This window comes from Mycobacterium asiaticum DSM 44297 (assembly GCF_000613245.1).
Lineage (GTDB): Bacteria > Actinomycetota > Actinomycetes > Mycobacteriales > Mycobacteriaceae > Mycobacterium > Mycobacterium asiaticum.
The window spans coordinates 454,431-478,023 of the sequence record NZ_HG964936.1; the positions used below are offsets into that span (position 1 = coordinate 454,431).

Consider the following 23,593-nt stretch of genomic DNA (forward strand, 5'->3'; position numbering starts at 1 on the left):
AGTGGACGCGCAAAACGCCAAGATCGAGGGTCAGATCCGCCGACTTTCTCAGATCCTGCCGAAAGGCATTCAACCGCTAGAACTTCCGATCGCAACCGACCTTCGCGACGCGCCCACAGACATCGACGCGCACCAAGTGGCAAACGACGCCCTATATCAGCTGGAACTCGCGGCGCTTAGGATCAGCGATACCGACAACGAGGAACGTTTCAAGGTCGCCTACACTCCGGCTTCACGCCAGCTTGTCATTGAGTGCGAGCTGCCCGATGTGAACGTCGTGCCGAAGGCAAAGCTCTACCGGTACGTCAAAAGCCGTGACGAAATCACCGAGTCACCTCGCCCTCAATCTCAGATAAAGGCGCTGTATGCCGACATCATCGCCCAGACGACGTTGGTCTATATCGCCACGGCGTTGGCGACTGATTGGAGCAATGCTGTCGACGTCATCGCGTTCAATGGCATGGTTAACACGATCGACCCACGCAGTGGCCAACGCATCCGCCCTTGCCTGATCACCGTTCGGGTCACGCGGGAGAAATTCGCTGAACTCAACCTTGATCACGTAGAACCGCTCGCCTGCCTCAAGCACCTCTCGGCAGGCGTCTCCAAGAGTCCGACTGAATTGGCACCGGTCAAACCGGTGATCGAATTCGACATGGTCGATCCACGGTTCGTAGAGGCAACCAACGCCGTGGGCACGCTCGATGATCGACCCAATCTGCTTGAACTTAGCCCGACTGAATTCGAGGGATTGATCCAAAATCTTTTTACGAGTATGGGTTTGGAGGCAAAGCAGACACGCGCGTCGCGCGATGGCGGCGTTGACTGCATCGCCTATGACACCCGCCCGATCTTTGGAGGCAAGGTCGTCATCCAGGCCAAACGGTACAAGAACACCGTGGGTGTTTCTGCGGTGCGTGATCTCTTCGGAACACTTCAGAATGAGGGAGCTTCAAAAGGCATCCTCGTCACTACCAGCAGTCCAGGACCGCGACGACGCCGTCGGCGTCGATGCTGCGGTCAAGGCGGATGGCCAGTGCTTCACGGGTGAACTCGTCGATGACGTTGAGCATCTTCAGGGTGCGGCCATCGGCGGTGGTGTCGAATTGGAAGTCCATCGCCCAGATCACGTTCGGGCGGATCGGCGACATCGCCCCGACGACGACACTGATCCCGGTGAGACGTTTCTTGCGGCGGCGCTGGGGAACCCGCAGGCCCTCCTCACGCCACAGCCGGCGGATGCGCTTGTTGTTGACCGTCCAGCCGGCCCGCCGGGCCATCGTGCCCGCACGGCGCCACCCCCAACGGGGGCGGTCGGTGGAGAACTTACGCAGCCAGGCCCGCAACTCGACTTCCTCGTTGCTCATCGGCGGCGAGGCCAGCCGCATCGTGGACCGGTGAAGGCCCCACGACGGCGCAGGCCCGACGCTCGGAGACCCCGAACCGCTCACGCAGCGCCACCACGGCACTGCGCTTGCGGTTCGGGGTTAGGAGTTTCCCGCCGAGATCTCCTTGAGCATGTCGATGTCCAGAGCCTGGTTGGCGACCAGCTTCTTGAGACGGGCGTTCTCGGCCTCCAGCTCCTTGAGCCGCTTGGCATCGCTGGCCTTCATGCCGCCGTACTGGGCGAGCCAGCGATGCCAGGTCGACTCGGCAATCTCCAGATGCCGGCACACCACCGCCAGTTCCTCGCCCGCCGCCAGGCGCTTGTTGCCCTCGGCCAGCTTGCGGATGATCTGGTCGGGGGTATGCCGCCGGCGCTTCTTCGAAGTCATGTCGTCGTCGATTCTTCCTGCCCGGACATCCGGGCAACAGAGTCGCACAACAACTGGACCACTACGAAGGGCTCACCTCAGCGGCACGGGGTGCCTGAGCAGGTCTTGACTGACAACGGCAAGGTGTTCACAGGGCGGTTCGGCCCAGGTGGTTCGTCGTCGGAGGTGTTGTCGATCGGGTGTGTGTGGAGAACGGGATCCGGCATTTGTTGACCGCGCCGCGATCGCCGACTACGACGGGAAAGGTTGAGCGCCTCCATAAGACGATGCGCGCGGAATTCTTCGCCAGCGCTGATCGCGCATTCGCCACCATCGGTGACCTGCAGGCGGCATTGGATGGATGGGTGAGGTACTACAAACACCGAGCGCCCACACCAGTCGTTGGGAATGAGTCCGCCCGCGGAGCGGTTTGCGATGGCCGCGGGTGCTGATCTTGAAGTTGTGGAGCCCCTGGCAGCGGTTGCTACCAATGGGCAACGGTGCCCTGGTCAGCGTGCGGATCTGCGCAGTGCCGGCGTTCAACGTTGGGTGGATCAGCGCGGATTGATCCGGTCGGCGGGGTTCAGGTATCGGGTGCCGATCGTGTTGGCCGGTGAGCCGGTCGAGGCGGTCGTCGCGGACAACTTGGTGCAGATCTATCACCGCGACGTGTTGGTTGCTTCGCACGTGCAGCGGCGCACATCAGACAACGTACCCGCGGTGCTGCGCCAGGGCCGGCGCACAGCTCGCCCGGTGACTAGCGGGATCGTGGTGACACGCGTCGTCGATAACAACGGAGAGATATCTTTCGCCGGAACCATGTACCGGGCCGGAAGGCCATGGCGGGGAAAGCAAGTCGAGGTATCGATCGTTGCCGGTCGGTGCAGATCTCCCGCGCGGGATCAATCCTGCGCACCCATGCCATCCGCCATGACCGGGCCAAAGAGCACGGCGCGTACGCCACACCGCACGATCGTCCCCGCAAGCCGCGCCAGGATGCGCCGACCGTTGCCGCCGTCAAGGCCACGCCGCTGCGCGGTCGGCCCGAGGGCCGAGCCTTGACCCCGGCCCCTTAACCGGCGTCCATCGCGCCCCTATGCCGGAAGCGACCTCGGCCATCAGGCTCGGCTTCGCTGTAAAGCACCTACCGGAACTCATTCGTCAAGCGGGTACCGGAACTTGACATCTCGCCAACCGGGACGGTGTCCCCGCTCGCATGGATATCTGCTCACATCAGCTCAAGTAGCGGTCACGGACGATTAAGCCGCGGCGAAAGGTGGGGTCGGAAGGGGTGACGCGCGTCGACGGTTCGAGACGCCCACCTTTAGGTAGCGAGGCCGACCGGCGCGTAGGCGTCTTGGTCGAGGCCGAAGACATGAACGGCGGCTGACTTTCCTTTCAGGACATGCAGGCCGCGGTCGATGAGTCCGGGCGGTCGGGACGCCATAGAATCGACGCATTGCTGGGTGAGAAGGATCGCGTCTCCGGTGCTTTTGGTGAGTTGCTCGACGCGGGCCGCGACGTTGACAGCGTCACCAATGAGGGTGAACTCAAGCTTGCCGCCGCCGCCGATGGTGCCGGCGATTACCAGCCCGGTGTTGATCCCGATGCCGATGCGAAGCTCCCCGCCGAACCGCTGTGCAACCTGGCGATCGATGAGCACGGCGGCTCTCACGGCCGAGTCAGCAGAATCAGCAAGGTCGTTGGGCGCTCCAAAAACGGCTAGCGCGCCATCACCGAGGAACTTGTTGACGTGCCCGCCAGCCCTAACGACGGTAGGAACGACTATCTCGAACAGGGCGTTGAGCCGGGCGACGGTGTCTTCGGCAGTGTTGGTCTCAGCGAACGGGGTGAAGTCACGGACATCGATAAACACCACACTCACCTCACGACGCTCACTGCTGAATACTTCGTCGCCCTGTTCAAGGAGGCGGGTGGCGAGGGCGGGGTCGACGTAGGTGCCGAACGCGGTTTGAAGCCGTTGTCGCTCAGCGAGACCAGTCTGCATGCGGTTGAACAATCCCGCGAGCGCACCGAGGTCATCATCTTGAACTACGGGCAAGCGTTGGCTGTAATCACCCGCCGCGACACGTTCGGTTCCTGCGGCGAGGTCCCGAATGGGCTGCAATGAGGGTGAGAAGACGAGGCCGAGTGTGACTGGCACTGTGAGCACGATCGTTTGCACGAAGGCAATCACCAAACACAGCAAGGGTGTTTCGCTGGTCTGGTTGAAGGTTGCCGCCAGCAGTGCCGAGGCGAGGGAGAAGCCGAAAGCGGCCATAACCATGGCGGCGTACGTCCATGCGGCAAAAGTAGGCCGAGAGCGGGGCAGCGAGTCACCGACGCCCGAATCACCAGCCAAGGCGGCCCTAGCCGGGCGCAACGCCGCCTCGATAAAGCTGTGGCCACCGATCAGGGGAATAGTGAGTCCTGCTGCCAAACCGATGATCCCGTACTGCGGGAGCCGGGAGTGCGTTGCGCCTGTGATCGCACCGACGACAACCAACAGCACGACGCCACAGACAACGTTTGCGAACAGGGCTCGGACTACGGCCCGCCGTCCATAGGTGTAGGTGCCTTCTAGGGCTTTCACCCGGTCGACCTCCACGCCGGAAGCTGATTGCTCCGCAGCTCGGATGTATCGGTGGCCGGGACGAACGTACACGCAACCCGTCACCAACGCCGCGACGAAGGTGACGCCGGCAGCTTCGATATAGGCACCAGACTTCTCAAAGGCAACGACAAGAAACGGGCCAACAGAGAAGGCCGGCATTGATGCAAAAACGCAGAACGCGAACACAGCCCACGAGTACCTCGGCCCGAACCAATCCCACATCTTCTGCCAAAAACGCTCCATTCCGCGAAGACTAGACGGCGCACTACCTCGCCATCCGCGTTTAGGACGCACCCCTCTAGCGCAGCCGCTAATTCGCGACGACACTGCGGGTACACCCATTGCCGCCAAGCGGTTTCGCGCGCGAGACGCGGAGTCTGCGTGGGCAATCAGCTGCTCACTCTCGAAACCTAAAGAACTGAGACACTGCCAACCGATCACGCAATCCGGATCCACTTTCTCGCACCCGAATGGCTAACGGCCGCCATGCCCATCCACGCGTGACGCGCAACGGCCCACCAAGAGGCTCCGGCGGCCGCGTGCGGCTTGCCGGAGCCGTCGTCAGGGGATTCCATGCAGGTCGGCGCTACCCTCGAGTCATGGCTAGCCGCAAAGTCTGGACGGTGACGTGCTTCTTCTGTGAGCGCAACGTGCCGGTGTGGCAGTCACGACGAACGGTGCAGGGCAACACCTACGGTCCCTGCTGCGCCGAACTCGGACGCAAGGGGCACAAGCCCCACCGGCTGTTCGCGCGCTGGCGATAGGCCTTAGGGCCACCGATACCTGTTGAGGCCGATGCCCCATGCGTTCGCTCGGCCGCAAGATCGACGATGTCCGCATGGTTGTCGCCAACGTTGAGTCCCCGCTCGTATCCCACCAGTTGTGGGGCAAGGTCCTGACAGACGGTCATGCCCCGCTGGTGAAGGCGCGCCACATGTTTCGGTATCTGCCCTCGGCGCCGCGTTGCAAGGTGTGCAACAACCCGTTCGGGGGGCCGGTCGGCCGCATCATCGCCGTCGCCGGGTTCACCCCGTCGCGCAAGAACCCGAACCTGTGCAGCCGTTGTTGCGACGCGCTGCCGCCCGGGGGCGCCGAGGTGGACATCGCGGTGTTGTTCGCCGATGTGCGCGGCTCCACGGCGCTGGGCAAGCATCGTGACGCCACCGACTTCGCCGCCCTGCTGAACCGCTTCTACGCAGCGGCGACGCAGACGCTGCTGCGGCACGACGCGGTGATCGACAAGCTGATCGGCGACGAAGTCATGGCGTTCTTCGTCCGCGGCATCAGCGGCCCCGACTACCGCCGCCGGGCAGTGCTGGCGGGGATGGACCTGCTCGAAGCGGTCGGCTACGGAGCCGGGCGGGACTCGTGGATCGAGGTCGGCGTCGCGATCAACGCCGGAGTCGCATACGTGGGCAACGTCGGGCACGCGGTCGTCGACTTCACCGCCCTGGGTGACCCTGTCAACATCGCGGCGCGGATGCAGCAACACGCCGCCGGCGGGGAATTGCTCGTGGCGGCCGGAGTCGCCGATGAACTGACCGCGGGTTCGCAGCGGCGGTCCTTGAGCTTGCGCGGCCACCCGCATCCGATCGACGCCTTCGCCCTCAATGAACGTCATCTACGGCGAGCACGTACCGGTCGGGCGCTGCCGCTGGTGAGGTGAAGTCCCCTCATTCACCGCGCCGATGGAAGCGGATGGAGCGCACCAACAGCACGATCCCCAGCACCGCAAGGCCGCCAAAGACGAAGGTAAGCAACATGTTTACAGCTTCACCTTCGAAACACGTCCCGCCCCGGCTACCGCTACCACAGCTGTAGGAACGGTTTACTTCGTCGCGTGCCAACCACTTGTAGCCGAAGAACCCGGCAATGAACACGAAGGCGGCGATCCCGATCGTCGCGAGGATGGCGTTCAGCCACAGGCCAGCTTTCGTCATGGCTCAGGTTAACGCGGCCGTCGGCCCTGCTCGCCGGGTCAGATAGTCGATCTGGAGATGAATGGAGTACAGGACCAGCGGCGGCAACACGATGAACGGAATGTTCTCGGCGATGAACTTGAACCCCAGTCCGAAGGCGCCCTGTCCGATATGGGTGAATCCAGCGCCCACTTCAGCCAGGAAGTAGACGGCGGTGCTGCTCATCAGCACAGCGCAGCCAGCAAACGCGATCCACAGGCTGCGGATGCGTGACTCAGCGGGCAAGTTGCGACGGATCAGGCGCGTCCACATTGCGAATACGGTCACTCCCGTGCAGACGCCTACGACCTCGAGCGCGAAGATCCACGGGTTGCCACTGACATAGCGGGTGTCGGCCAGCCCGTACTGCCACCACAACCATTTCCAGCCCGGGTCGGATGTGGGCGCCCAGAGGCCGAGGGGATGGCCGATCAAGAAGACGAGCTCGTAACCGATCTGGCTGCCCGCCGTGTACGGCAGGTAGAAGAGGGTCAGTTCGGTTGCCTTGTCGAGACGAGACCGCTTCTCTCCCGGCGCATTCCACAGAATGACAAAGGGCAACAGGAGCACCGGTATGCCGAATATCACGTTCGCAATGACGTCTGCGGTGAATGTCGGTGCGATGAGGCCCGTGCCAACGCCGACGGTCATCAAGAGAAAGACGGCGAAGGTGAAAATCGCTGTCGCGGTGTAGATCTTCAATCGGTGCGGGGCCCAGGGCTGCGCGAAATCATGATCAATGTCGTCGAGCGTCGTGACGTCGTTGTGCACGAGGGTCCTCCGTCGTCGAAAGGCGAGTATCAACTACTTGTGATAGGGAAGCATATATGGCGAGCCGTCGTGCGACCATGTTGCGCGCGGTGGAAATATGGGTAGTTACGGCGATGCCGACCCTGAGCCGCCACCCAGCGAAAGAATGAGCGTGCCTGACGATCGACTCCTGGTGCCCGGCCACACCTGCTGGCGTCTGGCGCGGGCCGAACAGTTCACCGCGCTGATCGATGCGGCCGACTATTTCCGGCACGTCAAGGCCGCGATGCTGCGCGCTCAGCACCGGATCATGCTCATCGGTTGGGATTTGGACCTCAGGATGGCTTTTGAGCGGGGCGCCAGGACCCTGCCCGGCCCCAATCAGCTGGGCACCTTCCTGTATTGGATGCTGCGCAAGCGACCGGACCTGCAGATCTACCTGCTGAAGTCCAATCTGCGCCTGTTGCCGGTGTTCGACGACGTATGGTTCGGTCTTACCCCGGTGTCAGTGGTGAACCAGATCAGCAACAAGCGACTGCATTTCGCCGTTGACGGCGATCATCCGACCGGATCGGTCCATCACCAAAAGATCGCGGTCATCGACGATGCGGTGGGGTTCTGCGGCGGAATCGACCTCACCATCGGGCGCTGGGATACCCCCGCGCATCAGCACGGCAGCCGCCGCCGGCGCGCCCTGGGGCGTAGCTATGGGCCGCGCCACGAGGTGGGCGCGGCCGTCGACCGTGCTGCCGCAGCGGCTCTCGCCGCGCAAGCTAGAGAGCGCTGGCAGAACGCAACCGGCCAGTCGCTGGCCCCGGTGGAGGCCAGGCACACGGCATGGCCCGGCAGGTTGGACCCCATCCTGCGCAATGTCGACATCGGTATCGCGCGGACCATTCCGGAATCGGACGATCGCGGTGAGGTCCGCGAGGTCGAGGCACTGAACCTGAGGGCGATCGCTGCGGCGCGGCGCACCATCTATCTGGAGAATCAGTACCTGGCGGCGCGACGCATCGTCGAGGCGCTCGCCGCTCGATTGAGCGAACGTGACGGACCCGAGATCGTCATCGTCTTGCCGCGAAGAGGCAACAACCCGCTCGAACGAGGGGCGATGGACAGTGCGCGCCACCTGCTTCTGCAGCTGCTCTGGGAGGCGGACACGCACGGGCGATTGGGTGTCTACTGGCCGGTGACCGACGGTGGAACGCCAATCTATGTTCACTCGAAGGTACTGGCGATCGACGATCGGCTGCTGCGTATCGGATCATCCAACATCAACAACCGATCACTGGGCTTCGACAGTGAATGCGACCTGGCCATCGAGGCCCACCCCGAGGGTGCCGCCCACGACGACGTTCGGCGCCAAATCGTCTGCGTGCGAGACCGGCTGATCGCCGAACACCTCGGGGTGTCGGTCAGCGAATTCGAGCGGGTGGCGGGGCAATCCGGTTCTGTCCTGAAAGCCGTTGAAACACTTCGTGGTCGGGGAAAGACCTTGCGGCCACTCACCGAGGACACTGTGTCCGGCGAGGCGAGTCCGCTGGCCGAGAACGACCTGATGGACCCGGACCATGTGCCGCGGTCGCTGACTCGGACCGTACAGCGGTTCATCACGGGACTCCGGAGCTGACCGGAGCCCACGTCACCGCAGCTGCGGGAGCACCTCTTCGGCAAACAGCTCGAGGTGCGCCAGGTCGGACATGTCGAGCATCTGCGCATAGACGCGCTGCGTCCCCAGCTCCGCCCACGGGCCGAGCTTGTCCACGATCTCGGCGGGCGTGCCGACCAAGGGGCTGTTGGAGCGCATCTCATCGACTTCCCGGCCGATCACCGACGCCCGCCGGGCCACTTCGGCGTCATCTCGACCCGCGCACAACACGAAGGCGCAGGAGTAGACGATCGAGTCGGCGGCCCTGCCCGCGGCATCCACCGCATCGGAGACCCGCTGAAACTGCCTCTCCGCCACCTCCATCGAGACGAAGGGCAGGTTGAACTCGGCGGCGTAAGCGGCGGCCAACTCCGGTGTGCGCTTGGCCCCCGTGCCGCCGATCACGATCGGCGGATGCGGGGTTTGCACCGGCTTGGGCAGGGCCGGCGACCCGGCGATCGTGTAGTGAGCACCGGAATAGTCGAACGTCTCACCCGGTGGCGTCGTCCACAGTCCCGTGACGATGGCCAGCTGCTCGGTGAGCCGGTCGAACCGCTCCCGCACCGACGGAAACGGAATCCCGTAAGCCTGATGCTCGGCTTCGAACCAGCCGCTGCCCAAGCCGAATTCAACTCGCCCGCCGCTCATTTCGTCGACCTGCGCCACCGCGACCGCGAGCGGGCCGGGATAGCGGAACGTCGCCGAAGTCACCAGTGTGCCCAGGCGTATCTGGGACGTCTCGCGCGCGATCGCGCCCAAGGTGACCCACGAATCCGTTGGACCCGGCAGGCCGTCACCGCTCATCGCCAAATAGTGATCGGAGCGGAAGAACGCGGCATAACCGAGCCGTTCGGCGGTCTGCGCGACGGCGAGCTGGTCGGTGTACGAGGCGCCTTGCTGCGGTTCGACAAATACCCGAAACTCCATGGTTCCTTCCGAATCCGTAATTACCGCAACATGTTAACGGCTCACGGTGTGTGCGTCTCCTTGCGGTGCAGATCGCTGAACTTCACACTGACACGCTGGAACCCCTTGACGCGCTCGGCCTTGGCTTTGCGGGTGTAGGTCTTGCGGTCCGCCGGTGTGAGATCGACATCGTCGGTGAACGGCGTCAGCAACGCACGTGGATGCAGCTGCTCCACCAGGACAACGTTGATCTCGGCGCAGAGCACCAATGTCGAGGAGATCAGGAACAAAAATGCCAGCATGCCGAGGACCAACGCGAAGACGCTGTTGGTGGCGCTCGACGTTTTCACGACATGCCCGATGTAGCCGGCGCCGAACCATTGCAGCACCTGCCAGATCAGTGCGCCCGCGAGCGCACCCGGCAACACCTGTCGGTAGGTCAAGTCTCGGGCGGTAGTGACGCGGAACAGCACCAGACAGATCACGGCGTTCATACACACCGTGATGACCGTGACGCCGAGCTTCCCCGCCACCCCCAGCGATCCGGTCACGTGTCCGACGGTCGACAGGACAGTGGTGGCGATGGCGGCCGAGCCGAGCACCAGGAGCAGCATCAAACTGTGTTTGCGGCTCCTGATCGCGTCGCGGCGAGCGTGCTTGGGCACCGCCCACACCGAATCCATCGCGTTCTGCACCGCCTGCCCCACACCCAGGCCGCCGTAGAGCGCGCCAAGGATGCCAACCACCACGGCCACGGTTCCGCCGCTGAGGCCTTCCGGCTGGTGCAGCTGACTGCCGATGACCGGGAATTGGCTCAACGTGCTCTGCAGCACCTGCGCCTGTAGGTCCGGCCGGCCCCGCAGCAGCACTCCGAGGCCGGTGGTCAGCAGCAACAGCAGCGGAAACAGCGAGACGAAGGCGTAGTACGTGATCAGCGCGGCCAGGTATCCGCCCTGATCATCGAGATATTTATAGACGACCGCGACGACCAACCCAACGCCACGGTTGCGTCGCTGCAACCTGTCCAGCCAGCCGACCATCGCCGCTCACTTCATTCACACCGAAGCCATCCCCGCCCGCAGGGCTGCCGGTGAGATACCCCCGACGGCACGATGTCAACCAGGCGCGCCGGGAATGGTCACGGCAGGTTGGTGGCCAGGAACGTTAGCGGCAGCCCGCACACCGAAAGATCGATCTCCTCGAGATAGTTGCCGTCACTGGAGAAGCCCTGTCGGAATCGGGTGATCGAGCCGTAGCGTTTGGCGATGTCTTCGGCCGCGGACGCGCCGGGAACCTGCACCACCACCGTGTAGACGCCGTCCCCGTGGCTGGACAGGAAGTCGTTCACCGAGGCGGCGACCTCAGCGGTAGATGCCGGGTCGGGACTGATCAGTTCGATACCCCGCGCCCAGTCCAGCAGCACCCGCAGTCCCAACTCGTGCAGGGTGACCTCGTTGAAGGTGAAGCCAAGCTCGGTGAACAGGCGCCCCACCTCGTCGTGACGGTCCCGCCCCACCGCGAAGACAACGTGATGCAGCCGCGAAGGTGAGTCGGTCATCGCCCTGGCCCGAACTCGACGATCAGGCTGGTCGGTCCGCTCATGCCCATCATTGGCTTCCAGGGTGCCGGTGCCGCTCGACGGGCATCGGGTATCCGTCGCGCCAGAATCGTGAGCCCTTCGGCCAATTCCTTCCTGGCCAGGTTCGCGCCCAGGCAGTAGTGCGCGCCGCCACCGAACGTCAACACCGCGGGTGCGCCCTGCCGGGTGATGTCGAAGCGGTCGGGGTCTGGGTAGATCTCGGGATCACGATTGGCCGCAAAGGAATTGACGAACAAGAACACGCCAGCCGGGAAGGTGTATCCGCCGAACGCGACGTCCTCAGCTACGGTGCGGACCGTGTTACAGACCGCAGGCGAGTGGCGCATGCTCTCTTCGACCGCGGACATGGCGAGTTCCGGACGTTCCCGCAGCACCGCCCACTGCTCGGGATGATCCAGCAACACCTGCACAGAGGCGGCCAGTTGATTGCGGGTGGTGTCGGTTCCGGCAAGTAGCAGTCCAGCCACCGTCATGCGCAATTCCTCGGCACTGAGGCGGTCGCCGTCATCCTCGGCGCGGATGAGAGCAGAGAGCAGGTCATCGGTCAGATGGTGCCGTCGTTCGGCGATCATGTCGTCGACGTAGGCGTCGAGTTCGGCCCAACCGCGAAGGACGGTCGGCATCTCCTCGACCAGGTTGACCGAGAAGTTGACCATCTTGAAGATCGCTTCGGCCCATCCTTCGAACTGGCCCCAATCTCCTCGTGGCGCACCGAGTAACGCACAGATGATCGGGATCGGATAGTGCCGGGCGATGTCGGTGACGATGTCGCAGCGCCCGACGGCAGCCACGCCGTCGATCAGTTCGTTGAGCACCGTCTCGATCGTGTCGTCGAGCCGGGCGATCGCGCGTGGGGTGAAGGCCCGCGAGACGAGGCTGCGCAGCCGATGGTGTTCGGCGCCTTCGGCGCAGATTATGCTGCCTACGACCCGATCCCACAGTGGACCTGATGTCACGCCCTGGGCAGCCAGATGTAGGCCCGGTGGGATGACGAATCGGGTATCGCGAAGAATGCCTCGGGCAAGTTCGTACGAAAGCACTTCGGGGCCAAGCGGGCCGAGGGCGATCGGGGCGACTTGTTGCGCCGCCCGGATTCGGTCGCAGACCGCATGTGGCGGTTCGTTGACGTCGTATTCGAGCGTCGGGAGTCCCGCATCGAAGATGCTGGGCGCGCTGGTCGCGGCGGTCATTTGCGCACCAGCCCTCTTGGTCGCACCAAACCGAGATCCAGCTGGGTCAGCCAACCAGGCGCCGCATCGCAAACGTCGGGGATGGCGTTGACGGCGCCCATCGCGGTCCAATTGTAGCCGGGGTGGCTCATACTGCCGTCAGCGGACTCGACGCCTTCCAAGGTCAGGGCGCTCGGTGGATCGCCGTCAATCACGATGCGGTACCGCGTTTTCCCCCAATCCCACGCCGGATCGATGTGGTCGGGGCCCCCGGTCAGATAGATGGCGTGGAATACGATCAGAGGTTGGCCTTCGACCAACGCTGTCCAGGTGTGATGTTGCGCGGCGACCGTCCCGCTGGGAATCACACCAAGCTCGTGCGAAATGTCGCCGGTGGCGGTTGCCACGGTCAATTCGTGGTTGATGTCGTCGATTTCGACCCCAAGGCCGTCCGCGAGCATGTACATCGATTGCGCAAAGAACGGCAAGCCCAGGCCCAGAATTGTTGGCGACGAGAGGAATTCATCTTTGGGTTTACCGAAGCCCAGCCAGTCGATGTGGTCCAGAGGCGCGTCGGCGAGCACGTTGACCACCTCGTAAACCTCGATCTTGTCGACCCGGCTGATGACGCGGGCCAGTGTCAGGGGCAGCAGGTCACCGGCGTACCCCGGGTGGATACCGCCGCCGTGGAAGCTGGTGTTGCCCTCCTGGCAGGCGGCTTCGATTTTCGCGGCGTCCTCCCGAAAATCCCTGGATGGGTGAAAGAATCCACTGGTGGTCACGACGTTCTTGCCGGACCGCAACAGTCGGCAGGCCGTCTCGACGTCCATGATGATCGGTGTATAGAACACGCAGTCGGCGTCGGTTGCGACCACCGAGTCAATGTCGTCGGTAGTAATCACCCCGGTCGGTGGGATGCCGACGATATCCCCTGCGTCCTTTCCGACCTTCTCGGGCGTATGCACTAGGACGGCAACCAATTCGAACACGGGACTGTCTGCGAAATGCCGGAGCGCCACCTGCCCGACATCTCCGGTCATCCATTGGATGACGCGATAGGTCTTCGACATCGAATCCTGTCCTTTCAGTTGCGTGCCAGCACGCCTCGCGGAAGTAGCAAGGGCAGGTCGGTGTAGGTGGCGATGCCGGGCGGCGCCGCGACAACTGCGGGTATCGCCGTGATCGGCGGCATTGCGGTAATGGTCAACCCGAGCATGATGTAGTCCTCGATCGATTCGCCGTGAAAGTCCGGTGGCGGCTCGAAATTCAGTGTTGTCTTGATGGTGGGGCGCCCCTCGACCGTTACGGTGTAACCGAAGTTCGTCGACCAGGCCGGGTCCAGGGACTGGCCCTTGGTCCAGACGGCGCGGAGTTCGATCACCTCGCGGGCGTCGAAAATCCCCTTCCACCGCACATCGATGCCCGCCACACATCCCTTCTTGATTGTCCAGTCGCCCGGTAGCGTGAGATCTTCTGTGGTTTGGGCGAATTCGACTGTGCAATTGATGTCGTCGAGTTGGACGCCGAGGGCATCGGCGAGCAGCTGCACCGCTTCGCGAAAAATTCCGGATCCCTTTTCGGTGATGGCGGGCAGATCCGGCTGATCGATCGGGTACCCGAAACCCATCGGTATCTCCGTTGCCGGCGAGTTGTAGATGCTGGTGTCGAAGGATTCGACGATTGCTATCCGATCGACTCGATCGGAGAGGCCGGCCGTGACGACCGCCAGCAGTTGAATGAACCCCGGGTTGATGCCGCTGCCGAAGATGGTCGCGTCGCCGTGCGCACACGCGTCGCTGATGCGGTCCCGGGCGGAGCCCAGTTGGTGTCCGGTGATGAATTCTGAGGTGGTCACCACGTTGATTCCCGCTCGCAGAATGCGAGCCACCTCATCAACATCGGCGAACATCGGGTTGTAGACGACGCAGTCGGGTTGCAGCCCGAGTAGCGCATCGACATCGTCGGTGGCATGGATTCCGAGGGGCGCCATGCCACACAGCTCCCCGACGTCACGGCCGACCTTCTCGGGCGACCACGCGTAGCAGCCGACGAGCTCGAGCAGTGAATTGGCGGTGATCGCGTGGACGGATTTCTTGCCCACGTTGCCCGTCGTCCATTGGACGACGCGCAGCTTCCCCGTCACGGCTTCGCGCCGGCCTGCTGTTGCGCGGCTTGGCGGGCGAGCCTTTCCTCATGGATGCGGACCAGTTCACGGAACCCGAGTCGGTGGTATTTCGGTGTCGGCTGAATGCCCCAGACGTCTTTGGCGGTGTCCTTGCCTTCGGCGCCTTCTGGCGGACCCAATGGCGGGTAGGGGTATTTGCATTCCAGATTGTCATCGGAGTAACGGACTTTGAGTAGCTCACTGCAGATTTCAGTGAGGCTCAACGTCGGATAACCGTAATAGACCGCCATGAACGGCAGCGTGAACGCGCCCTCGATGACCAGCGCCACCAGGCACACGAGTACCGCACGCTTGATCCACTTATGCATGCGCGCGTAATAGGGCGTCGTTCCCGGTGGAAGGTCTTCTGCCGCTTCGTTTTCAGCTGTGGGTGATGGGGTAGTGGTCATGGAAGTGCTCCTTTGGCAGCCTCAGTCGGAGAAGATTTCACGGTTGACGGTGTGCAGGTAAGGGATCGCGAGGAACGGCGTGATGTAGAAGATGTCGTAGAGCCACCAACCGATCACCGGGAAAACCACCCCGGCATAGCGCACGTCGGCGTACATCGTCATGTTGAACACGTAGGCGCACCAGATGACTGTGCCCATCCAGCAGGTGACAATCATCCATTGATGCCCCCAACGCTTCATCTGCAGAAAGCCGATCGCTGCGGCGACCCGCATCGAGAACACGGTGAGGATCAGACCGGCCACATATGCTTTCTCGCCGGGCCCCGCTGCGCCACCGACCCACAACTCGTTGTAATGCCAGAAGTACCCGGCATCGAACATGTTGCCCCAACCAATCATCAGCACCCGGTTGATCAGGGTGTGGTTGGCGACCAGATCCAACGCCCAGCCGAGGCTGTTGAGCATTCCGTCGATCAGCACGAGGTAGCCGATCAGCGTGACGATCATCGGGCGCACCGACAGGCCCGCGCGCAGCGCCTGGCGCTGCAGCCAGACGCCGCGCATGAAGATGGGGAAGCCGATCAGGCCGGGGGCCCAGCAGCCCATCAGGCCGGCCCCGACGATCATCCATTTGTCAGCCCGTCGCTGCGCGCTTCGTGACTCGTCCTCGTGCTCGCTGAGGCTGACCGAATCTTGCGGAGCGACAGAAAGACTCACAGATCCCACCAGCCCCGGGCAAAGGACATGTAGAGCTGGATGCCGAACATGATCAGCAGGTAGCCGTAGATGAAGATCTGGAAGACGATGAGTGCCTTCTTGCGCTTGCGCTCTTGCTGGTCCACCATTTCGCTGCTGCCTTTCCCTCGTTGTCCTAGGAGTTGCTCGCGAGCAATGTTGCCGCCGCGACTTCACGCAAACCGTCGTTGATCGCGCCGTCGGTGCTGAGCGGCGCGAGTATGCAGGCCTCGGCCGCGGTCATTTCGGAAGCGCCGGCCGCGATCAGTTTCGCCGCCGTGACCAGCACTCTGGTGGACGGCGGCTCGAAGTGGAAGACGTCGTCGGCGTTACGAATGGCATTGGCGCAGTGCACAAGACGCCTGGCCGTCGCGACCTCCACCCCCGCCTCCGCGACGATCACCTCGGCCTCTTGCTCGGGCGGTAGGTATTTCATCGGGAGCGTGGCGAATCGCTGACGGAACGACGGCTTCAGCTCCTTCAGCGAGCTGCGATAGGCGGGATTGTAGGAGCAGACCAGCATGAACGAATCCGGCGCTCGGACAACCTCGTCCGCGCGATCGAGGTAGAGAGCACGGCGATGATCGGTCAGCGAATGCAGAATGGCCAACGAATCGTGCCGGGCCTCCACCACCTCGTCGAGATAGCAGATTGCCCCTGCCTTGACTGCTCTCGTCAACGGACCGTCCGTCCACACCACGTCACCGCCGGTGACCATGAACCGGCCGACGAGATCGGAACTGGTGAGATCGTCGTGACAGCTGATGGTGATGACGGGCTGTCCCAGCAGAGCGCCCATGTGTTCGACGAAGCGGGTCTTGCCGCACCCGGTGGGGCCGGTCAGCATTACCGGAATGCGTTCGCGGTACGCCTGTTCGAACAATTCGACTTCGTTGCCATTGGCAATATATGTGTCAGTCATGCGGCAACCAACTCCCGGTGGACGTGGGCAAGGACGCGCGGCAGTTCCTCGACGCTTTTGATTCGTCTGGACCGGCGCGGCCCGAATACCTCGGGCAGCGGGTCGACGCGGGTGGGTCCGACACCGACGTAGTACACGGAGACACCGGCGTCGTTGGCTTCCTCGACGGCGTGCGCCACGTCGGCCCATGCGTAGCGGCCTTCATAACCTTCGTCCGACATCAGTCCGTCGCCGATCACGATGAGCAGACGGCGCTCCGAGGGCTGTGCCAGCAAGCGAGACGTCAAGTGGCGAATCGGTGCACCAAGCCTGGTGTACCCGCCGGTCATCAGGCCCAGGCTGCTCGGCGTCACGTAGCGGCTGTCGCGAAAGTCCTTGAGACAACGAACTTCGACGCGATGCCTGGTGTTTCCGGTGAACACGAAGATGCCGTGACGTTCGCGTGCGAGTGTCATCGCACGCGACAGCGCGTCGGCGCATTCCAGCTCCAATCGGAAGATACGGCCGCCGTGCACGCCCAATGACGAACTTCCATCGAGTAACAACGCGGTGGTGACGTCCCGGCCGCTCGGCAGCAGTTCCCGAAAGATTCTGGGTTCGCTCGTCTGGCTGGTCACTGTGTCGATGTAGTGGCGGACATATTGGTCGACGTCGAGGTCGGATCCGTCTTCGAGCCCATTGGTCATCGCGCGGTGCGTGTGCTCCTCGAACCATTTGCGTAGATTCGCCGAGAGCGGTTGCGGCTGACCGGCGCGCGGCCCGGGCGGAAGTTCGAGAACCGCGACGTGGTCCTTCAGGAAGTTTTTGGTCCAGGCATTCCACTCGGGATAAGGAATGCCTTGCCGGCGTTCGGGACTGATGTCTAGGTCGTTGTCCTCGGGTCGACTCGGCGGCGGCAGGTTGGGATTGCGCACACCACCGTCTCCGCCCACCGGAACGGAGTGGGCGCGGGGATGACGTTTCTGCGTAGTGGTCCACGGCATGCGGCCGAACCTCTTGATCGCGCTTGCCAACCCACGAGCACTCGAGTAGGTGCGCGGTAACGTGCCGAGCAGGGGATACTCGGGAAGCGACCGCCCGGCACGCGCCGTTTCGATTGCCCGGTCGAACATCGCTGCCGCGTCGAGGTCCGGGTCGCCGACCTCGATGTCAGGCAGCACCCTGCGTAACTCGGGCATCAACCCTGGCCATTTGGCGGCGATCCAGCCCAAGGCGACACTGGCCTCGACGATCACCAGGGCGCGGTGTTCTCGGGCAGAGAGATCGGTCAACCGGTAAGTCGCGAGGCGATCTTTGGACGGCGAGCATTGCAGGGCAACCCCGCACGTCAGCGTCCGTCGGGTCCAGTCGCGGGCGAACGACGGGTAGGGGACGAGCACGATGTCCAAGCCGCCGCTCAAGCCGAAGCTGCGTTGGGCACCGGTCATCAACCGGGCGCCTTCGCGGCGCCGGTCGCTGAGCGCCACCGCCGTCAAGGCGCAACTGCGCTCTATCGACATTGCCGACGTGTCGGCCGCTTCGCCCACGTGCTCAGAACGTTCCGATGTTGGAGAACATCCAGTACCAGAACCAGATGATCAAAGCGGTACCGCCCCAAGCGGCGACGTATCGCAAGAGCTCCCAAACCATATCCATGCGCCAATCTCCTTATCGCGTTTCCGGGTTCATCGAGGCTCCAGGCTCCGGACGGCAGTGGCGATGAGCTCCCGCAGCATCGTGTCGCGCGCGGAACCGGCAGGCGTCGTGCTCAGTGCACCGTAGACGCCCAGCAGAAATAGGACGGCGCTGTAGAACGGGTTGACATCAGCGTGCACTGCACCGAGATCGCGTGCTTCCTGAATTTCACTGACCAGCAGCACAATTAGCGGGTGATCGGTCCACTCCTCATCGCGCTTGGGCCGGGTGGGGGAAAAGTGGATTCCCAAGAAGTCTCTGAATAGTGGACCGCCGAGCCGCTGTTCGAGATCGACGACCAGTCGCGCCACCTTGGTCAGAACGGCTGCCAGGTCATGTGGTGTGGCGACAAAGCGCGCCAGGTCCGCCGCCATGCGCGCTTCTTCTCGGCTCTCCAGCTCGAGCAGGACATGCTCTTTGGTGGGGAAGTGGAAAAAGAACGTGCCGTGCGCGACTCCCGCGGCGCTGATGATCGCACTCACCTCGGCGGCCGCCATTCCTGCCCGCTGGAACTCGGCCAGCGCTGCGCCGAGCAACCGCTGACGCGTTTGCAACCGCTGCGCTTCGCGCAGAGACGTTCTGACTTGGGCAGTCATCCTGCGCTCTGTTGTAGTCCTTTTGCTGACTGAAGTCAACAGAAACGAGCGGACCCGCTGCCGTCGAAAGGCTTGTGTAGGGCGAAAAGACAGCTCAAGTGCCCAACTGAAGGTTTATGACAGGAGTCAGTCAGAGAAGATCTCGCGATTGACCGTGTGCAGATAGGGGATCGCGAGGAATGGGGTGATGTAGAAGATGTCGTACAGCCACCAGCCGACGACCGGAAGGATGACGCCGGAGAACCGCACATCCGCGTACATGGTCATGTTGAACACGTAGCCGATCCAGATCACCACGCCCATCCAGCAGGTGATCACCATCCACTGGTGTCCCCATCGCTTCATCTGCAAGAAGCCGATCCCGGCCGCAATCCGCATGGTGAACACGGTGAAGATCAAGCCGATCTCCCAGCCCTTCTCACCGGGGCCGGCCGCACCACCGATCCACAATTCATTGAAGTGCCAGAAGTAACCGGCATCGAACATGTTGCCCCAGCCCACCAAAAGCACTCTGCCAAGCAGGGTGTGGTTGCCGACCATGTCCAGCGCCCAGCCCACCGTATTGATCGCGGCATCGATGATGACCAGATAGCCAAGCAGCGTGACGAGCATCGGCCGCACGGACAGGCCGGTCCGCTGCGCACGGCGTAGCAGCCAGACTCCACGAAGGAACAGGGGTAGGCCGAAGATGCCCAGCGCAGCCGTCCCGATCAGCAGGGACCCCGAGATCAACCACTTGTCGGCCTGCCGCTGGGCGAGCCGCGACTCCTCCATGTGCTCGTCGAAGGTAAGCCCTTCACGGGCGTTATCGGTCGATGGAACGCCCATGTTCGAGCGGCGGAAGTTCAAAGTGGGCAGATTCAATTTCGCCTCCCTTGCCCCAGCTTTTTCTAGTCGAGAAACTGACTGGGGTCAACAGTCGAGGCTACCGTGGTTGGAGGCTGCGCAGCGTTCGGGTCACGTAATCGTCGAGGATGGCGTCACGGGTCAGCCACGTGTTCGTCGTTGTGAGAAGTGCGTATAACCCGAGCAAAAAGAACACCGCGCTATTCATCGGGATGACGTCGGGATCGACGTCGCCACGTTGCTGCGCCTGCTCAATCTCACGGGCCACCCCGACGATGATCGGATGGTCCCGACCGTCTTCGACGGGCGGACGGGTCTGCGAAAAGTGCAGCGCTAAAAAGTCTTTGAACAATTCTTCGCCGAGCCGACGTTCCAGGCCGGATACCAACCGGACCGCTTCGTGGAGCGCGTCGGCGAGTTCTGGCCCGGTTTCCAGGAATTTGGCGAACTGGTTGGCCATCCGCTGTTCTTCGCGGTGCTCCAACTCGAGCAACACATGTTCTTTGGTGGGAAAGTGAAAGAAAAACGTGCCGTGGGCAACCCCGGCGGCGGCCACGATGGCGCCAACGTCCGCATCGGCCATCCCGGACCGCTTGAATTCGGCGACAGCCGCTCCCATCAGCCGCTCCCGCGTCTGCAGGCGCTTGGTTTCGCGTGCCGAAAGCTTATTGCTCGATGTCATTATGCCGCTTTTGCTGTCCGTTCTGTCTGCGTCGCAAACATGACTGCACACAGTATCGCGATAGCCCTACTCGGGCCAGTAAGACACCAGGGCGAGGCGTAGTTCAATCGTTGACTTAAGTCAATTTGCGTCGTTAGATGATCACGGTATCGCCTCGTGCCGCCGTTCCACTGGGAGGAGCCCCTATGGCATTGGAGCAGTTCAATTTGACGGGGCAGGTGGCCATAGTCACCGGGGCCGGCAAGGGTGTGGGCCAGGGAATCGCGAGGGTGCTCGCCGAAGCCGGTGCGACTGTTGTGGGCACCGCGCGGACAGAGTCGGACATCGTGGCCACCATCGACGGCATCGAGGCGGCCGGCGGCAAGGGGCTGGCGCTGGTCGCGGACGCGATGAGCCGGCCGGATAGCGAGCGAGTGGTCTCGACGGCCATCGAACAATTCGGTCGGGTCGATATCCTGATCAACAACGTCGGCGGGGCCACGTACGCGAGGTTTCTCGATATCACAGACGAAGATTTCCAACTCGCCTTTGACTGGTGCGTCACGTCTACCTTCATCATGAGCCAACTCGTCGCCCCGCACATGATCGAGGCCGGCCGGGGCAACATCGTCAACATCTCCTCGGGTTCAGCGCGTTTCGGCATCCGCGCGCTGGCCGCGTACTGCACAGCCAAGGGTGCCCTGGAAGCACTGACCCGCGCGATGGCTCAGGAACTTGCCCCGAAAATCCGGGTCAACGCCATCGCGCTCGGTTCGTTCGCCACCGACGGTTTACAGTCCAGCCTGGATCTGATGCCCGGGTCGCTGGAGAAGATGCAGGAGGCCACCCCGCTGCATCGCCTCGGCAATGTCGAGGACCTAGGCCGCCTCTGCGTGTACCTGAGCACGGCTGACTGCTACGCCACCAATGCGATCTTCCACGTGGACGGCGGAATCGACTCGAACAACTCGCCTTTGCCGATACCGGACTACTGAGGAGGCTGCTGATGCGCCGGGTGATCCAGTTCTCCACCGGCAACGTGGGACGACATTCGTTGCGGGCCATCATCGGACGTCCAGACTTTGAATTGGTCGGAGTTCACGCCTCCGGTCCGGCAAAGGTCGGCAAGGATGCTGCTGAGTTGTGCGGGTTGACCGAGCCGAGTGGCATCACGGCCACCGACGACCTCGACGCACTCGTTGCCCTCGACGCCGACTGCGTGGTTTATACGGCACTGGGCGAGACGCGGCCGATGGAGGTGATCGATCAAATCACCAGATTCCTCGCCGCTGGCACCAATGTGGTTGGCACATCGCTGGTTTGGCTTGCCAATCCACGACATGCCGATGAGTGGCTGCGAGAACCGTTGCAGCGGGCGTGCGAAGCGGGTAACACGTCGCTGTATGTCAACGGTATCGACCCGGGGTTCTCCGGGGACACCCTGGTCTACTCGGCGTGCAGCCTTACGACTCGAATTTCCTCGATCACCGTCCAGGAGATATTCGACTACGCAAACTACGATGACTACGAGTTCACCGGCAAGTCAATGGGCTTCGGTCTCAAACCGGATGATGACCTGCCCATGCTCTTCCTGCCCGGGGTTGTGGTGTCCATGTTCGGTGGCGCAATACGGAATCTGGCAGACCATCTCGGGATCACACTCGACGAGGTGCGGCAACGCGATGAACGCTGGTACACGCCAGAACCAATCGACTGCATCATGACCAAAGTGGAGCCGGGCGGAATGGCCGCAGTCCGGTTCGCCGCCGAGGGCATCGTCGACGGGCAGCCAGTAATCACCCTCGAACACATCACCAGACTCACCAACGCCGCGGCGCCCGATTGGCCCTACCCGCCGGACGGCCAACCCGGGGTCCACCGAGTCGTCACCGAGGGCGAACCTCGAATAGAGATCAACACCCACGTCTCGCATCCGCTCTTCGACACGACAGACGCCGGCTGCATTTCCACGGCCGCCCGCGCAATGAATGTCATCGACTGGGTGTGTCGTGCGCCCGCGGGATTGATCGCCGTCGACGAGATTCCACCCGCGGAGGCTCTTCGCGGCCTCGTGTGGAAGGAGTAGCCATGACGCAGACCACAAAGGAGAAGTATCGCGTAATCCAGTGGGGCATCGGCAATGTCGGAACGCTCGCGCTGCGCCATTTCGCCGACAACCCCGTCTACGAGGTCGTCGGCGTGCTGTGTAGTCGCCCCGAGAAGGTCGGTAAAGACGCCGGCGAACTTGTCGGGGTGGCCCCGTTCGGTGTGCTCGCAACAACCGACAAGGCAGCTCTGGAAGCACTGGATGCGGACTGTGTGTTCTATGCACCGCTCTGGTCCGACATTGACGAGATCTGCCGTCTGCTGCGGGGAGGGAAGAACGTCGTCGCCTCCGGTGGTGCCTGGTGGTACCGAACCGAAACGAACGCCGCGGACATCGACAAGATCGAGGAAGCATGCCGGGAGGGTGGCACATCGTTCCATGGCGGCGGGATTCATCCCGGCTTTGCGGCGGACCTGCTGGTGCTGACGCTGTGCCGGATCGCGAGCCGGATCGACCGTATTGACATCTACGAAGTGGTGAACTTCAACAAGGACACGCTCAAGTACCTCGACGAAATGGGATTCGGAAAGGAACCGGCTGAGTTTGAAGCGGGGAACCTGTTCGGAGCCGCGTGGTCCCTGTTCGCGCAGTCGCTGTCCATGGTGGTGGACGGCGTGGGCAAGACCGTCGAAAAGTTCACGACGGAAACAAAAGTCGGACTGGCCACGCGCGACATTCCTTACGAGGGAACCGAAGACATGGATATGCCCGGATTGAAGGGGGTCATCAAGAAGGGCACCGTGGCATCCCAGCAGCACGAGTGGTCGGCCTGGGTAGACGGCAGGCCCTTCGTCACCCTGCATGAGATGTACTCGTTCACCGAGCACGACGCGATTGACCCCAGACCGGACTGGGACGGCTACTACCACTACCGCCTGGTGGTGCAGGGCGATGTGTCCACCGAACTGATTCTGCGCGGCGCCGCCGATGAAAACGGTGATCACGGAAATCCCGGATACACCTGGACAGCAATGGGCCCGGTCAACACCATCCCGGCCGTCTGCGATGCACCACCGGGGTTCCTCACCCACAAGGAACTCGGACTGGTGACGCTACGCGGTGTGGTGCGCTAGTCGACG

General features: G+C 62.8%; 24 protein-coding genes and 2 pseudogenes. 8 read left to right on the forward strand and 18 right to left on the reverse strand.

The window, feature by feature from the left end; translation table 11 throughout:
* Positions 1-775 precede the first annotated feature (775 nt).
* On the forward strand, positions 776-1,051 hold the full coding sequence (locus tag BN972_RS30100) for a restriction endonuclease (protein ID WP_235192413.1): 276 nt from the start codon (positions 776-778) through the stop codon (positions 1,049-1,051).
* On the opposite strand, the pseudogene BN972_RS28695 reads toward BN972_RS30100, so the two are convergent.
* A pseudogene (locus BN972_RS28695) lies at positions 981-1,775 on the reverse strand (IS3 family transposase); the annotation flags it as partial. The gene BN972_RS30100 and the pseudogene BN972_RS28695 overlap by 71 nt on opposite strands.
* Positions 1,776-1,853: 78 nt before the next feature.
* Between BN972_RS28695 and BN972_RS02195 the strand changes: the two are divergent.
* Positions 1,854-2,830, forward strand: a pseudogene (locus tag BN972_RS02195) (integrase core domain-containing protein); the annotation flags it as partial.
* Between the two features lie 248 nt (positions 2,831-3,078).
* Here BN972_RS02195 and BN972_RS02200 read toward each other — a convergent pair.
* Positions 3,079-4,611 (reverse strand): adenylate/guanylate cyclase domain-containing protein, encoded by a 1,533-nt coding sequence (locus BN972_RS02200; RefSeq protein ID WP_036352379.1) that lies wholly within the window; start codon positions 4,609-4,611, stop codon positions 3,079-3,081.
* 356 nt (positions 4,612-4,967) lie between these two features.
* On the opposite strand from BN972_RS02200, the gene BN972_RS29450 reads away from it, so the two are divergent.
* Both BN972_RS29450 and BN972_RS02205 read left to right on the forward strand, forming a co-directional pair.
* Positions 4,968-5,132, forward strand: a complete 165-nt coding sequence (locus BN972_RS29450; protein WP_155769144.1) for a hypothetical protein — start codon at positions 4,968-4,970, stop codon at positions 5,130-5,132.
* A gap of 38 nt (positions 5,133-5,170) precedes the next feature.
* On the forward strand, positions 5,171-6,034 hold the full coding sequence (locus BN972_RS02205) for an adenylate/guanylate cyclase domain-containing protein (protein ID WP_235192349.1): 864 nt from the start codon (positions 5,171-5,173) through the stop codon (positions 6,032-6,034).
* A 7-nt stretch (positions 6,035-6,041) separates the two neighbouring features.
* Here the strand turns inward: BN972_RS02205 and BN972_RS02210 are convergent, their stop codons facing one another.
* Positions 6,042-6,308 (reverse strand): hypothetical protein, encoded by a 267-nt coding sequence (locus BN972_RS02210; protein ID WP_036352383.1) that lies wholly within the window; start codon positions 6,306-6,308, stop codon positions 6,042-6,044.
* A 3-nt stretch (positions 6,309-6,311) separates the two neighbouring features.
* On the reverse strand, positions 6,312-7,097 hold the full coding sequence (locus BN972_RS02215) for an emopamil-binding protein (protein ID WP_051544966.1): 786 nt from the start codon (positions 7,095-7,097) through the stop codon (positions 6,312-6,314).
* 145 nt (positions 7,098-7,242) lie between these two features.
* On the opposite strand from BN972_RS02215, the gene BN972_RS02220 reads away from it, so the two are divergent.
* Positions 7,243-8,706: a phospholipase D-like domain-containing protein gene (locus tag BN972_RS02220; RefSeq protein ID WP_200869691.1), complete on the forward strand. Its 1,464-nt coding sequence runs from the start codon at positions 7,243-7,245 to the stop codon at positions 8,704-8,706.
* Between the two features lie 12 nt (positions 8,707-8,718).
* Here the strand turns inward: BN972_RS02220 and BN972_RS02225 are convergent, their stop codons facing one another.
* From BN972_RS02225 to BN972_RS02290, 14 genes are all read right to left on the reverse strand, one after another.
* Positions 8,719-9,651 (reverse strand): LLM class F420-dependent oxidoreductase, encoded by a 933-nt coding sequence (locus tag BN972_RS02225; RefSeq protein ID WP_036352386.1) that lies wholly within the window; start codon positions 9,649-9,651, stop codon positions 8,719-8,721.
* Positions 9,652-9,692: 41 nt separating this feature from the next.
* On the reverse strand, positions 9,693-10,670 hold the full coding sequence (locus tag BN972_RS02230; protein WP_036352389.1) for a YihY/virulence factor BrkB family protein: 978 nt from the start codon (positions 10,668-10,670) through the stop codon (positions 9,693-9,695).
* Between the two features lie 98 nt (positions 10,671-10,768).
* Entirely contained in the window at positions 10,769-11,188 is a 420-nt protein-coding gene (locus tag BN972_RS02235) for a hypothetical protein (protein WP_036352390.1), read from the reverse strand.
* Complete coding sequence (locus BN972_RS02240) at positions 11,185-12,420, reverse strand: cytochrome P450 (RefSeq protein WP_036352393.1); 1,236 nt, start codon at positions 12,418-12,420, stop codon at positions 11,185-11,187. The genes BN972_RS02235 and BN972_RS02240 overlap by 4 nt, the downstream gene beginning before the upstream one ends.
* Positions 12,417-13,469 carry an NAD(P)H-dependent amine dehydrogenase family protein gene (locus BN972_RS02245; RefSeq protein WP_036352395.1) on the reverse strand — a complete coding sequence of 351 codons (1,053 nt, stop codon included), beginning with the start codon at positions 13,467-13,469 and terminating at the stop codon, positions 12,417-12,419. Before BN972_RS02245 ends, BN972_RS02240 begins: the two co-directional genes overlap by 4 nt.
* 14 nt (positions 13,470-13,483) lie before the next feature.
* Positions 13,484-14,542, reverse strand: coding sequence for an NAD(P)H-dependent amine dehydrogenase family protein (locus tag BN972_RS02250; RefSeq protein ID WP_036352398.1), 1,059 nt, complete (start codon positions 14,540-14,542; stop codon positions 13,484-13,486).
* Complete coding sequence (locus tag BN972_RS02255; protein WP_036352401.1) at positions 14,539-14,973, reverse strand: hypothetical protein; 435 nt, start codon at positions 14,971-14,973, stop codon at positions 14,539-14,541. Before BN972_RS02255 ends, BN972_RS02250 begins: the two co-directional genes overlap by 4 nt.
* 21 nt (positions 14,974-14,994) lie before the next feature.
* The gene (locus tag BN972_RS02260) at positions 14,995-15,600 is read right to left on the reverse strand and encodes a hypothetical protein (RefSeq protein ID WP_390176192.1); all 606 of its coding nucleotides are present in this window, start codon (positions 15,598-15,600) and stop codon (positions 14,995-14,997) included.
* 86 nt (positions 15,601-15,686) lie between these two features.
* A complete protein-coding gene (locus BN972_RS30780; protein ID WP_036352406.1) occupies positions 15,687-15,818 on the reverse strand; it encodes a hypothetical protein in 132 nt (43 codons plus the stop codon).
* Between the two features lie 26 nt (positions 15,819-15,844).
* Complete coding sequence (locus tag BN972_RS02270) at positions 15,845-16,630, reverse strand: CbbQ/NirQ/NorQ/GpvN family protein (protein ID WP_036352409.1); 786 nt, start codon at positions 16,628-16,630, stop codon at positions 15,845-15,847.
* Positions 16,627-18,129, reverse strand: coding sequence for a nitric oxide reductase activation protein NorD (locus BN972_RS02275; RefSeq protein ID WP_200869712.1), 1,503 nt, complete (start codon positions 18,127-18,129; stop codon positions 16,627-16,629). Before BN972_RS02275 ends, BN972_RS02270 begins: the two co-directional genes overlap by 4 nt.
* A 165-nt stretch (positions 18,130-18,294) precedes the next feature.
* Positions 18,295-18,900, reverse strand: coding sequence for a TetR/AcrR family transcriptional regulator (locus tag BN972_RS02280; RefSeq protein WP_036352414.1), 606 nt, complete (start codon positions 18,898-18,900; stop codon positions 18,295-18,297).
* 126 nt (positions 18,901-19,026) lie between these two features.
* Positions 19,027-19,728 carry a hypothetical protein gene (locus tag BN972_RS02285; RefSeq protein WP_051544969.1) on the reverse strand — a complete coding sequence of 234 codons (702 nt, stop codon included), beginning with the start codon at positions 19,726-19,728 and terminating at the stop codon, positions 19,027-19,029.
* A 97-nt stretch (positions 19,729-19,825) separates the two neighbouring features.
* Positions 19,826-20,428, reverse strand: a complete 603-nt coding sequence (locus tag BN972_RS02290) for a TetR/AcrR family transcriptional regulator (protein ID WP_036352419.1) — start codon at positions 20,426-20,428, stop codon at positions 19,826-19,828.
* 185 nt (positions 20,429-20,613) lie between these two features.
* On the opposite strand from BN972_RS02290, the gene BN972_RS02295 reads away from it, so the two are divergent.
* Genes BN972_RS02295 through BN972_RS02305 form a run of 3 tightly spaced genes read left to right on the forward strand, consistent with a single transcriptional unit; the run spans position 20,614 to position 23,587 of the window.
* A complete protein-coding gene (locus tag BN972_RS02295) occupies positions 20,614-21,402 on the forward strand; it encodes an SDR family NAD(P)-dependent oxidoreductase (RefSeq protein ID WP_036352422.1) in 789 nt (262 codons plus the stop codon).
* An 11-nt stretch (positions 21,403-21,413) separates the two neighbouring features.
* Positions 21,414-22,493 (forward strand): NAD(P)H-dependent amine dehydrogenase family protein, encoded by a 1,080-nt coding sequence (locus tag BN972_RS02300; protein WP_036352425.1) that lies wholly within the window; start codon positions 21,414-21,416, stop codon positions 22,491-22,493.
* Between the two features lie 2 nt (positions 22,494-22,495).
* Positions 22,496-23,587 carry an NAD(P)H-dependent amine dehydrogenase family protein gene (locus BN972_RS02305; RefSeq protein WP_036352428.1) on the forward strand — a complete coding sequence of 364 codons (1,092 nt, stop codon included), beginning with the start codon at positions 22,496-22,498 and terminating at the stop codon, positions 23,585-23,587.
* Positions 23,588-23,593: the final 6 nt, after the last annotated feature.

Bases quoted from the DNA above. Each gene is read 5' to 3' on its own strand.
- BN972_RS02290 (WP_036352419.1), bottom strand. From the start codon at position 20,428: ATGACATCGAGCAATAAGCTTTCGGCACGCGAAACCAAGCGCCTGCAG.
- BN972_RS02210 (WP_036352383.1), bottom strand. From the start codon at position 6,308: ATGACGAAAGCTGGCCTGTGGCTGAACGCCATCCTCGCGACGATCGGG.
- BN972_RS02255 (WP_036352401.1), bottom strand. From the start codon at position 14,973: ATGACCACTACCCCATCACCCACAGCTGAAAACGAAGCGGCAGAAGAC.
- BN972_RS02260 (WP_390176192.1), bottom strand. From the start codon at position 15,600: ATGATCGTCGGGGCCGGCCTGATGGGCTGCTGGGCCCCCGGCCTGATC.
- BN972_RS02240 (WP_036352393.1), bottom strand. From the start codon at position 12,420: ATGACCGCCGCGACCAGCGCGCCCAGCATCTTCGATGCGGGACTCCCG.
- BN972_RS02230 (WP_036352389.1), bottom strand. From the start codon at position 10,670: ATGGTCGGCTGGCTGGACAGGTTGCAGCGACGCAACCGTGGCGTTGGG.
- BN972_RS02300 (WP_036352425.1), top strand. From the start codon at position 21,414: ATGCGCCGGGTGATCCAGTTCTCCACCGGCAACGTGGGACGACATTCG.
- BN972_RS02285 (WP_051544969.1), bottom strand. From the start codon at position 19,728: ATGGGCGTTCCATCGACCGATAACGCCCGTGAAGGGCTTACCTTCGAC.
- BN972_RS02275 (WP_200869712.1), bottom strand. From the start codon at position 18,129: ATGTCGATAGAGCGCAGTTGCGCCTTGACGGCGGTGGCGCTCAGCGAC.
- BN972_RS02305 (WP_036352428.1), top strand. From the start codon at position 22,496: ATGACGCAGACCACAAAGGAGAAGTATCGCGTAATCCAGTGGGGCATC.
- BN972_RS02295 (WP_036352422.1), top strand. From the start codon at position 20,614: ATGGCATTGGAGCAGTTCAATTTGACGGGGCAGGTGGCCATAGTCACC.
- BN972_RS02205 (WP_235192349.1), top strand. From the start codon at position 5,171: ATGCGTTCGCTCGGCCGCAAGATCGACGATGTCCGCATGGTTGTCGCC.
- BN972_RS30780 (WP_036352406.1), bottom strand. From the start codon at position 15,818: ATGGTGGACCAGCAAGAGCGCAAGCGCAAGAAGGCACTCATCGTCTTC.
- BN972_RS02270 (WP_036352409.1), bottom strand. From the start codon at position 16,630: ATGACTGACACATATATTGCCAATGGCAACGAAGTCGAATTGTTCGAA.
- BN972_RS02235 (WP_036352390.1), bottom strand. From the start codon at position 11,188: ATGACCGACTCACCTTCGCGGCTGCATCACGTTGTCTTCGCGGTGGGG.
- BN972_RS02220 (WP_200869691.1), top strand. From the start codon at position 7,243: ATGAGCGTGCCTGACGATCGACTCCTGGTGCCCGGCCACACCTGCTGG.
- BN972_RS02200 (WP_036352379.1), bottom strand. From the start codon at position 4,611: ATGGAGCGTTTTTGGCAGAAGATGTGGGATTGGTTCGGGCCGAGGTAC.
- BN972_RS02245 (WP_036352395.1), bottom strand. From the start codon at position 13,469: ATGTCGAAGACCTATCGCGTCATCCAATGGATGACCGGAGATGTCGGG.
- BN972_RS30100 (WP_235192413.1), top strand. From the start codon at position 776: ATGGGTTTGGAGGCAAAGCAGACACGCGCGTCGCGCGATGGCGGCGTT.
- BN972_RS02225 (WP_036352386.1), bottom strand. From the start codon at position 9,651: ATGGAGTTTCGGGTATTTGTCGAACCGCAGCAAGGCGCCTCGTACACC.
- BN972_RS02280 (WP_036352414.1), bottom strand. From the start codon at position 18,900: ATGACTGCCCAAGTCAGAACGTCTCTGCGCGAAGCGCAGCGGTTGCAA.
- BN972_RS29450 (WP_155769144.1), top strand. From the start codon at position 4,968: ATGGCTAGCCGCAAAGTCTGGACGGTGACGTGCTTCTTCTGTGAGCGC.